Here is a 9563-nt window from a genome sequence, read left to right on the forward strand (position 1 = left end):
CCCCCCTCTCGTGCTCGGTGATCGAGTAGCCCGCGCAGCGGGCATATCGAGTCCGCTGCCCTTATCCGCGGTAGCGGGGGAACGCCGCGCGACCGACGTACTCCGCCGCGTCGCCCAGCTCCTCCTCGATGCGCAGAAGCTGATTGTATTTCGCCACGCGCTCGCTGCGGGCTGGCGCGCCGCTCTTGATCTGACCCGAGTTCGTCGCAACGACGAGGTCGGCGATCGTGGTGTCCTCGGTCTCGCCGGAGCGGTGCGAGAACATCGTCGTGTAGCCCGAGCGGTGCGCCAGGTCGACGGCATCCAGGGTCTCGGACAGGGTGCCGATCTGGTTGACCTTCACGAGGAGCGAGTTGGCGACGCCGCGCGTGATGCCATCCGCCAGGCGCACCGGGTTCGTCACGAACAGATCGTCGCCGACGAGCTGGATCTTCGATCCGAGCTTCTCGGTGAGGAGCTTCCAGCTGTCCCAGTCATCCTCGGCGAGGGCGTCCTCGATCGTGACGATCGGGTAGGCATCGGCGAGCTCGATGTAGTAGTCGGTGAGCTGCTCGGCGGTCCAGTTCTTGCCCTCGAAGACGTACGACCCGTCCTTGAAGAATTCGGTGGCCGCGACATCCATGCCCAGGGCGATCTCGGTGCCGGGCGCGAAGCCGGCCTTCTCGATCGCCTTGATGAGGAAGTCGAGCCCCTCGCGGTTGCTCTTCAGGTCGGGGGCGAAGCCGCCCTCGTCGCCGAGGCCCGTCGCGTAGCCCGCTGCCAGAAGCTCGCTCTTGAGGACGTGGTACACCTCGGTGCCCCAGCGCAGTGCCTCGGAGAACGTGGAGGCGCCGATGGGCGCGAGGAAGAACTCCTGCATATCGATGCCGTTGTCTGCGTGCGAGCCGCCGTTGATGACGTTGAAGAGAGGAACGGGCAGGATGTGCGCGTTGGGTCCGCCGAGGTAGCGGAACAACGGCAGGTCGGCCGAGTCGGCGGCCGCCTTCGCGACGGCGAGGCTCACGCCGAGGATGGCGTTCGCACCGACGCGGCCCTTGTTCTCGGTGCCGTCGACCTCGATGAGAATCTCGTCGACGATGCGCTGCTCGCTGGCCTCGATGCCCTCCAGGGCGGGGCCGAGCTCATCGATGACGGCGGCAACGGCCTTCAGGACGCCCTTGCCGTTGTAACGGGTCTTATCGCCGTCCCGCAGCTCGTAGGCCTCGAAGGCCCCCGTCGACGCTCCCGAGGGGACGGCGGCGCGCTGCACGATGCCGTCGTCGAGGAGCACCTCCACTTCGACGGTCGGGTTACCGCGCGAATCCAGGATCTCGCGTGCGCCTACTGCCTCGATCAATGCCACGGGAATTACTCCTTGCTCAGTGGAAGTTGCGTGGAGCGTCGTCGATCCGCGGCCAGTCTAGCGACGGCGGATCACACGACGAGAGCGATGGCGACGCCGTCCCAGCCCTTGAGCCCGACGGTCTGCAGCGCCGTGCCATCGAAGCGCGGGTCGGAGCCGAGCATGGCGAGCGCGTCGCGAGTGCCGATGACCTGCGGGTTCGTCGACCGCCCGTTCGCGATCTCCCCCTCGCGCCCGACGTTGTCGAGCACGATGACGGTGCCCGGCCGGCCGAGGCGGGCGGCCCAGTCGAGGTAGATCGTGTTCGACTCCTTGTCGGCGTCGATGAAGACGAGATCGAACGGCGTCGAGCCCTCGAGGGTAGGCAGCACATCGGCCGCGCGCCCGACCAGGATGTCGACCCGCTGGCCGACGCCGGCGGCGTCGATGTTCGCCCGGGCGATCGCCGCGTTGCGTGCTTCCGCCTCGATCGTCACCACTTCGCCGTCGGGGCCGAGCCCGCGCGCCATCCAGATCGTGGAATAGCCGCCGAGGGTTCCGATCTCGAGCACGCGCCGGGCACCGCAGATGCGCACGAGCAGGTTCAGGAGCTTGCCCGACACAGGCGCCACCTCGATCGGCGGCAGTCCCTCGCGCTCCTGCGAGGCGATCACGGCCTCGAGCGCCGGATCGTGCCCCACGAGCGTCTCGGCGAGGTAGGCGTCGGCACGCCGCCAGTTCTGCTTCGTCGGCTCGGCCATGCCGCCAGCCAAGCGGCTCGGCGGCGGCTCGTCAAGGGCACGATCTGCTTGTCGACATCCGACAATCGAATCGACCCTGCGCGACGCGTCGGCACAATGGAATTCATGCGGATCACACCTCGAAGACTGGCCATCGGCATGAGCCTGTGGGCGCCCAACCTGTTCAGCGGCATCCGGGTGCGGCGATTCGCGGAGGACTGGACCAGCGCCACCGTCGAGCTGCACGTGAATGCGATCACCCGCAACTTCGTCAAGACGGCATTCGGCGGGTCGATGTCGGCGATGACCGACCCGTACTTCTTCATGCTGGTGATGCACCAGCTCGGCCGGGACTACGTCGTGTGGGACACGCGCGGCGAGATCGAGTTCCTCACGCCCGGGCGCGGAGTGCTGACGGCGCACTTCGAGGTGTCCCCCGCCCAGGTCGCCGAACTGCGCGAGCGCGCCAAGGGCGGGGCCAAAGTGCTCGAGTGGTTCGAGACCGAGATCACCGACCGCGACGGACAGGTCGTCGCCCGCGTCCGCCGCGAGGTCTACGTGCGCGAGAAGCGCCGGGTGACCGACGCGTCGAGCGCCGCCGCCACCGACGGAATGAGCGCCTCGGCGGTGCGGCGGTAGCCGAGCGCGCTGGGGTGGAACCGGTCGAGACTGAACATCTCGTCCGGCTGCGAGATGAAGGTCGGGCCGACGGCGCGCCGCAGCGACACGGCGCGGGCTCCCGCGGTCTCGGCCACGGCGGCCTGGGCGGCGGCCAGCTGCCGAGACTGTCGCGCCCCGAGGGAACGCAGGGGCTGCGGCACGGGGCGCAGCGCCCCGAGGTCGGGGCACGTGCCCACGACCACCACCGCGCCGAGACCGCGCAGGCGCACGATCGCCCGCTCGAGATGCGCGGTCGATGTGGCGACCGGCACGCGGTGCGTGATGTCGTTGCCGCCGACCACCACAACCGCGACGTCGGGGCGGTACTCGTCGGGAAGCGCATCGAGCTGGGCCGAGAGCATCGAGGACTCGGCGCCGACGACGGCCGCGGTGCGCAGCCGCACCGGCCGATGGGTGTGCCGCGCGAGACCCTTCGCGATCCGGGCACCGAGCGTGTCTTTGCGGCGGGACGCGCCGAGCCCTGCCGCTATCGAGTCCCCGACCATCAGCAGCTCGACGGGCTCCCCGTCGTAGGCGCGGCGCCAGACCCTGTCGGCGTCGGGCGCGAGTTCGCCGAGCGGCTTGCCGATGCGCCTCCGTGCGACGGCCGCCTGACGTCGCAGCAGCGCGCGAGCGCCCAGTGACATCAGGCCCAGTGACACCACGGCCACGGCCGTCGCGCCGATTCCCACGCCCGAGAGCGCCGCGACGGAGACGCGACGTGGAGTCATGGATCGATTCGATCGTCCGCGCATGAACGCGAGACGACCGCCGGGTGAAGCACCCACCACACCGCGCGTCACGCGAGCGGGCGCGCCTCGACGGATGCCGCGCCCGCGCCGACGGTCGCGAAGGCGGTGTACCCGTCGGATGCCGCGCGCTCGAGCAGCGCCTTGAGGTTCTTCGTGCGCGGCTCGAGGCGCACCCGCGAGCCGCCGGCGACGAGTCGCGCTTTGTGCGTCATGAGCTCCGCGAGCGGCACATCCCGGTCGTACACGAGCACGACGGCGCCCACAGACACGTCCGCGCGCTCATCGATCAGCTCGACGAGGCGCTCGAATCCGAGCGAGAACCCGACGGCCGGCACGTCGGAGCCGAGGAAGCGGCCGATCATGCCGTCGTAGCGGCCCCCGCCGCCGAGCGAATAGCCGACGCTCGGGTGCGCGAGCTCGAAGATCGTGCCCGTGTAGTAACCCATCCCGCGCACGAGGAACGGGTCGAAGACGAGTGGGATGCCGCCCGATCCGGCATCGGCGGACGGGCGGGCGGCAGCCACCGCCTCGCCGATGCCCACGAGGTGCTCCACGATCTCGTCCGGCGCGTCGTGCGGAAGGGCCTTGCGGATCTGCCGCTCCCCGTACGGGTGGTACTCCATCGTCATCGGCCGGCGCGTGAAGGCCTCGAAGGCATCGACCGCCCCCGGCGTCACGTGCCGCTGGCGCAACTCGGCGACGACGCCGTCGTGCCCGATCTTGTCGAGCTTGTCGATGGTGATGAGCACACCCGGTCGCTCGTCGAGGCCGAAACCGAAGCTCTCCAGCATCCAATCGAGCGCCCGGCGGTCGTTGATGCGCACCGACGCTCCCACGAGGCCCAGGGCATCGACCGCGTCGAGGGTCGCGGCGATGAGCTCGGCCTCGGCCTGGGCGGAGGCATCCCCGATGATGTCGATGTCGCACTGCATGAACTGGCGGTAGCGGCCCTTCTGCGGCCGCTCGGCCCGCCAGACCGGAGCGATCTGGATGGCGCGGAACACGCCGGGCAGCTCGCCCCGGTGGCTCGCGTAGAAGCGCGCGAGCGGCACCGTCAGGTCATAGCGCAGCCCCAGGTCGGTGAGCGCGGCGGGCTCGCCGGCCGCCGCGCGGATGTCGCCCGGCTCCAGCCCGCGCTTGAGCACGTTGTATGCGAGCTTCTCGTTGTCGCCGCCGATGCCGGAGTGCAGCCGGGCGTAGTCCTCCATCACCGGCGTCTCGATCTCATCGAACCCGTGCGCGCGGTAGCGGTCGCGGATGACGGCGAGCACGCGCTCGCGACGGGCCTTCTCGGCGGGGAGGAAGTCGCGCATGCCGCGCGGCGGGGTCACGGTTGCCACGTGCTCTAGTGTCCCATCCGCCGACCCGGCGCCGAGTCCGCGGTCATTCGGCGGCGCGGATCTCGGACTCGAGCAGGCGCAGGCGCGTGCGGAGCGCCCGCTCGGCGTCCCACCCGTGCACCCGGGCGGCCGCGGCGAGTGCCAGCAGCGCGTCGCCGAGCTCGGCTTCGGTCTCGGGTGCGGCATGAGAAACGGCATCCTGGCCGAAACGACGGGCGTCGCCCGGTGTCTCGGCCGGGTCGTCGTTTCTCACCGCAACCCCGGCCTGGGCGGCCCTGCCGATGATCTTCTGCGCCAGCGCCAGCGCGGGCATCGCGTGCGACACGCCGTCGAGCACGCTCGCGCGGTGGCGCTTCTCCGCGGCCTTGGCGGCATTCCAGTGCACGAGCACCTCCTCGGGCGTCGTGGCCACCGCGTCGGTGAAGACGTGCGGATGCCGGCGGACCATCTTCTCGGTCAGCCCGGCGGCGACATCCTGGATGTCGAAAGGCGCTTCCTCGTCGCGCGAGGCGATCTCCGCGTGGAACAGCACCTGCCAGAGGAGATCGCCGAGTTCCTCCCGGAGCTCGGCGCGGGAGCCCGCTTCAACGGCGTCGATGAGCTCCGCGCTCTCTTCGATGAGGTACGGGACGAGGTCGCGGTGGGTCATCTGCTGCGTCCACACGCACCGGTCGCGCACCGCCCGCATCGTATCGATCGCGGACTGGACCGGGGACACCTCACGCATCGTCGGGTCGCTCATGCCGTCTCCATCTCTTTCTTCGCCGCCCGCGCGTATGCGCGCGAGCGCCAGGTCACCAGGATCGCGGCGAGCACGAGCGAGATCACCGACCCGCCCAGCACCCCGAGTGTCGCCTCATCCCGCACGGCGGGGGCGTCCGCGAAGGCGAGTTCGCCGAGCAGCAGCGACACGGTGAAGCCGATGCCGCCGAGCGCCCCGGCGGCGAGCAGGTCGCCGAACGAGAGGTGCGGCGCGGCTCCCTTGCTGCCGACGCGCAGCGACAGCCACCCCGCGCCCGCGATGCCGACGACCTTGCCCACGGGCAGCGCGATCAGAATGCCCCAGAGCGCCGGCGACAGCTCGCGCGGTGACACCTGCGGGATCACCACGAGCGCGGCCGAGAACGCGAAGACCGGCAGCACCACCCCGTTGATCCACGGCTCCAGCTCGTGCCTCACGCGCATCGCCGGCCGCTGCGCCATGGCGAGGCCGAGGAGCACCCCCGCGATGGTCGCGTGAACGCCCGACTCGTAGATCAGCACCCACGTCAGGATCGCCAGGAGCGCGAGGGCGATCGCGATGGGGATCCCCGCCCGGGTGTCGAGCATGCGGCTCAGGATCCCGAAGACGACGACCACCGCCAACGCCGCCAGGAGCAGGCCGAAGTTCACATCCGTCGCGAAGAGGACCGCGATGAACACGATGCCGACGATGTCGTCGAGGATCGCGAGGGCGAGCAGGAACACGCGCAGCCCGGAGGGCAGGCCTTTGCCGAAGACCGCGAGCACCCCGAGGGCGAAGGCGATGTCGGTCGCCGTCGGGATCGGCCAGCCCTGCGACACGTCCGTGCTCCCCGCGATGAGGAGGTAGATCGCGATCGGGACGAGAACGCCGCCCGCGGCGGCGATCGCGGGGTGCAGCGCCTTGCGGATGCCGTTCAGTTCGCCGCGGGTGAGCTCGTACTGCAGCTCGACCGCCACGACGAAGAAGAAGACCGCGAGGAGGCCGTCTGCGATCCAGTGGTCGATCGAGAGCTCGAAAGCGCCCGGTATGCCGACGTAGGCATGCATGAACTCCACGACCTGAGAGCCGACCGGGCTGTTCGCCAGCAGCAACCCGAGCACGGCTGCGGCGAGGAGCACGATCGCGGGGAACCGGGCGGATCGGAGCAGGGACATCGAAGTCCTTTCATGGGACCGCGGCTCATTCAGTCGATGGAGTCGCTGAAGACACCCGCCGACCAGGCTTCCCGGCACACCACTGTCCATCGTACCGACGCGACGCGGGGCGCCGTGAAAGACGTGACGTCCGTGAAACAACGCGGCACTACCGTGGAGGGGTGCGAGAACTCACGCAGACAGAAGCCATCGATCTCGTCGGCCGATTCGAGGCCGGTCAGGAGCTCCCCGAATCGATGCGGTCGGACGTGCGCATGCTCGGCTCCCTCCTCGGCCAAGTGCTGCGGGAGAGCGGTTCGCCCGGGCTGTACGACGATGTCGAACGCCTGCGGACCGCGACGATCCACGCCTACACCGACGAATCACCCGAGGCCTTCGAGCGCGCGGCGCGCGTGGCGGACTCCTTCACCGTGCAGCGGGCGGACGAGGTGGCCCGCGCCTTCACATGCTATTTCCACCTCGTGAACCTCGCCGAGGAGCACCAGCGCGTGCGCATCCTGCGGGAGCGTGACGGCCGTCCCGAGAAGGAGAACGCGACCGATTCGGTTGCCGCCGCCTTCGTGCGGCTGGCCGCCGAGGTCGGCGACGAGACCGCACTCGAGCGGCTGCAGGGACTTCGGTTCCACCCCGTGTTCACAGCACACCCGACCGAGGCGCGGCGCCGCGCGATCTCCAGCACGATCCGCCGCCTCGCCGCCCTGCTCGTCGAGCACAACACGTCGCTCCGCGGCGGCGCCGACGAGCGTCGCGCGCGCCGGCGGATGCTCGAGGAGATCGACACGCTGTGGCGCACCGCGCCGCTGCGCGCCGAGAAGCCGTCGCCCACCGACGAGGTGCGGGCGGTCATGGCCGTCTTCGACGAGACCCTCTATACCGCCATCCCGCACGTCTATCGACGAGTGGATGACGCCCTCCAGGGCATCGCGGCCGGGCAGCGCTCCCCCGTGGTCAAGCCGTTCGTCCGCGTCGGCTCATGGGTCGGCGGCGACCGCGACGGCAACCCCTTCGTCACGGCATCCGTCACCAGGAAGGCCGCCGCGATCGCGTCGGAGCACGTCCTCATCGGGCTCGAGCGCACCGCCGAGCGCATCGGACGAACACTGACCCTCGACGCCGTCACGACACCCCCCAGCGCAGCGCTGACCGACCTGTGGCAGCGCATGGCGTCCGCCGACGAGGAGGCCGCGGCCGAGATCGCGAAGCGCTCCCCCGCCGAACCGCACCGCCGCATCCTGCTGCTCGTCGCGCGCCGCATCGCGGCGACCCGCGCCCGCAACGCCGACCAGGCCTACCGCGATCCGGAGGAGCTGCTCGCCGAGCTGCGCATCGTGCAGGACTCGCTCGTCGCCGGCGCCGCGCCACGCCACGCGTACGGCGGGCTGCAGCAGCTGATCTGGCAGGTCGAGACCTTCGGATTCCACCTCACCGAACTCGAGGTGCGCCAGCACTCGAACGTGCACGCGCGGGTGCTCGCCGAGCTCGACGCGGGCACCTCGAGCGAGCTGTCGACCGAAGTGCTCGACGTGTTCCGCGCCGTGGCCTTCGTGCAGAAGCGCTTCGGCCCGCGCGCCGCCGGCCGCTACATCGTCTCGTTCACCCGGTCCGCCGAAGACCTCGCCAACGTCTACCGGCTGGCCGAGTACGCCGCGGGTCAAGGCGGCAAGGCACCCGTGCTCGATGTCGTGCCGCTCTTCGAGACCTTCGCCGACCTGCAGGCCGCCCCCCGGATCCTCGCCGAGGTCGTGGCGCACCCCGCCGTGGCCGCGAGGCTCGCCCAGACCGGGCGGCGCATGGAGGTCATGCTCGGGTACTCCGACTCGTCGAAGGATGTCGGTCCCGTCGCCGCGAACCTCGCGCTCTATGAAGCCCAGGCGGCGATCTCCGCGTGGGCGCGCGAGGAGGGCATCGAGCTGACCCTCTTCCACGGCCGCGGCGGCGCCCTCGGTCGCGGCGGCGGGCCGGCGAACTCCGCGATCCTCGCCCAGCCCCCGCACTCCGTCGACGGCCGCTTCAAGCTGACCGAGCAGGGCGAAGTCATCTTCGCGCGCTACGGCGATCCCGCCATCGCGATGCGTCACATCGATCAGGTGGCCGCAGCGACCCTTCTCGCCTCATCCCCGACGATCGAACGTCGCAACAGCGAGGCGGCGGAACGGTACGCAGCGGTCGCGGCGACGATGGATGCGGCATCCCGGGAGCGCTTCTTCTCCCTGGTGAAGGCGCCCGGCTTCGCGCCGTGGTTCGCCACGGTCACCCCGATGGAAGAGGTCGGGCTGCTCGCGCTGGGCTCGCGGCCGGCGCGTCGCGGGCTTTCCGTCGAGTCGCTCGAGGACCTCCGGGCGATCCCGTGGGTGTTCGCGTGGACGCAGGCGCGCATCAACCTCGCAGGGTGGTTCGGGCTCGGCACCGCGCTGGAGGCCGTCGGCGACGAGGAGCTGCTGCGCGGGGCGTACCGGGACTGGCCGCTGCTGCACACGATGATCGACAACGTGGCGATGAGCCTCGCGAAGGCCGACGCGCGCATCGCGCGCAAGTACCTCGACCTGGGCGACCGGGCCGACCTCGCCGATCTCGTCATGGACGAGATGGCCCTGACCCGGTCATGGGTCATCCGGGTCACCGACGGCGAGGGCGTGCTGTCGAACCGCCCGATCCTGCAGCGAGCGGTCAAGATGCGCAGCCCGTACGTCGATGCGCTCTCGCTGCTGCAGCTGAGGGCGCTGCGCGCGCTCCGCGCCGCCCCCGCGGGCGCCGAGTCGCCCGACCCGGAGCAGCAGCGCCTGCTGCTGCTCTCGGTCAGCGGCGTCGCCGCCGGCCTCCAGAACACCGGCTGACCAGCCCCGCCCCCTGC

Annotated in this window: 8 protein-coding genes; 2 read left to right on the top strand and 6 right to left on the bottom strand. The window is 70.6% G+C overall.

What is annotated here, in order from left to right:
* Positions 1-61: 61 nt before the first annotated feature.
* Positions 62-1342 (bottom strand): phosphopyruvate hydratase, encoded by a 1281-nt coding sequence (eno, locus tag VNT50_RS13805; RefSeq protein ID WP_325485682.1) that lies wholly within the window; start codon positions 1340-1342, stop codon positions 62-64.
* Positions 1343-1413: 71 nt separating this feature from the next.
* Positions 1414-2082, bottom strand: a complete 669-nt coding sequence (locus tag VNT50_RS13810; RefSeq protein WP_325485683.1) for an O-methyltransferase — start codon at positions 2080-2082, stop codon at positions 1414-1416.
* Between the two features lie 138 nt (positions 2083-2220).
* Here VNT50_RS13810 and VNT50_RS13815 point away from each other — a divergent pair, with 138 nt between their 5' ends.
* The gene (locus VNT50_RS13815) at positions 2221-2700 is read left to right on the top strand and encodes a DUF4442 domain-containing protein (RefSeq protein WP_325485684.1); all 480 of its coding nucleotides are present in this window, start codon (positions 2221-2223) and stop codon (positions 2698-2700) included.
* Here VNT50_RS13815 and VNT50_RS13820 read toward each other — a convergent pair.
* The 4 genes from VNT50_RS13820 to VNT50_RS13835 form a co-directional block, all read right to left on the bottom strand.
* Positions 2616-3452, bottom strand: a complete 837-nt coding sequence (locus VNT50_RS13820) for an SGNH/GDSL hydrolase family protein (protein WP_325485685.1) — start codon at positions 3450-3452, stop codon at positions 2616-2618. The two genes, VNT50_RS13815 and VNT50_RS13820, sit on opposite strands and share 85 nt — an antisense overlap.
* A gap of 68 nt (positions 3453-3520) precedes the next feature.
* Complete coding sequence (gene hisS, locus VNT50_RS13825) at positions 3521-4786, bottom strand: histidine--tRNA ligase (RefSeq protein WP_325485695.1); 1266 nt, start codon at positions 4784-4786, stop codon at positions 3521-3523.
* A gap of 70 nt (positions 4787-4856) precedes the next feature.
* Positions 4857-5555, bottom strand: coding sequence for a nucleoside triphosphate pyrophosphohydrolase (locus VNT50_RS13830; RefSeq protein ID WP_325485686.1), 699 nt, complete (start codon positions 5553-5555; stop codon positions 4857-4859).
* Positions 5552-6712, bottom strand: a complete 1161-nt coding sequence (locus tag VNT50_RS13835; protein WP_325485687.1) for a Na+/H+ antiporter NhaA — start codon at positions 6710-6712, stop codon at positions 5552-5554. Before VNT50_RS13835 ends, VNT50_RS13830 begins: the two co-directional genes overlap by 4 nt.
* A gap of 161 nt (positions 6713-6873) precedes the next feature.
* Between VNT50_RS13835 and VNT50_RS13840 the strand changes: the two genes are divergently transcribed.
* Positions 6874-9546, top strand: coding sequence for a phosphoenolpyruvate carboxylase (locus VNT50_RS13840; RefSeq protein ID WP_325485688.1), 2673 nt, complete (start codon positions 6874-6876; stop codon positions 9544-9546).
* Positions 9547-9563: the final 17 nt, after the last annotated feature.

Origin of the sequence: Microbacterium sp. (genome assembly GCF_035554235.1) — a bacterium.
Taxonomy (GTDB): Bacteria; Actinomycetota; Actinomycetes; order Actinomycetales; family Microbacteriaceae; genus Microbacterium.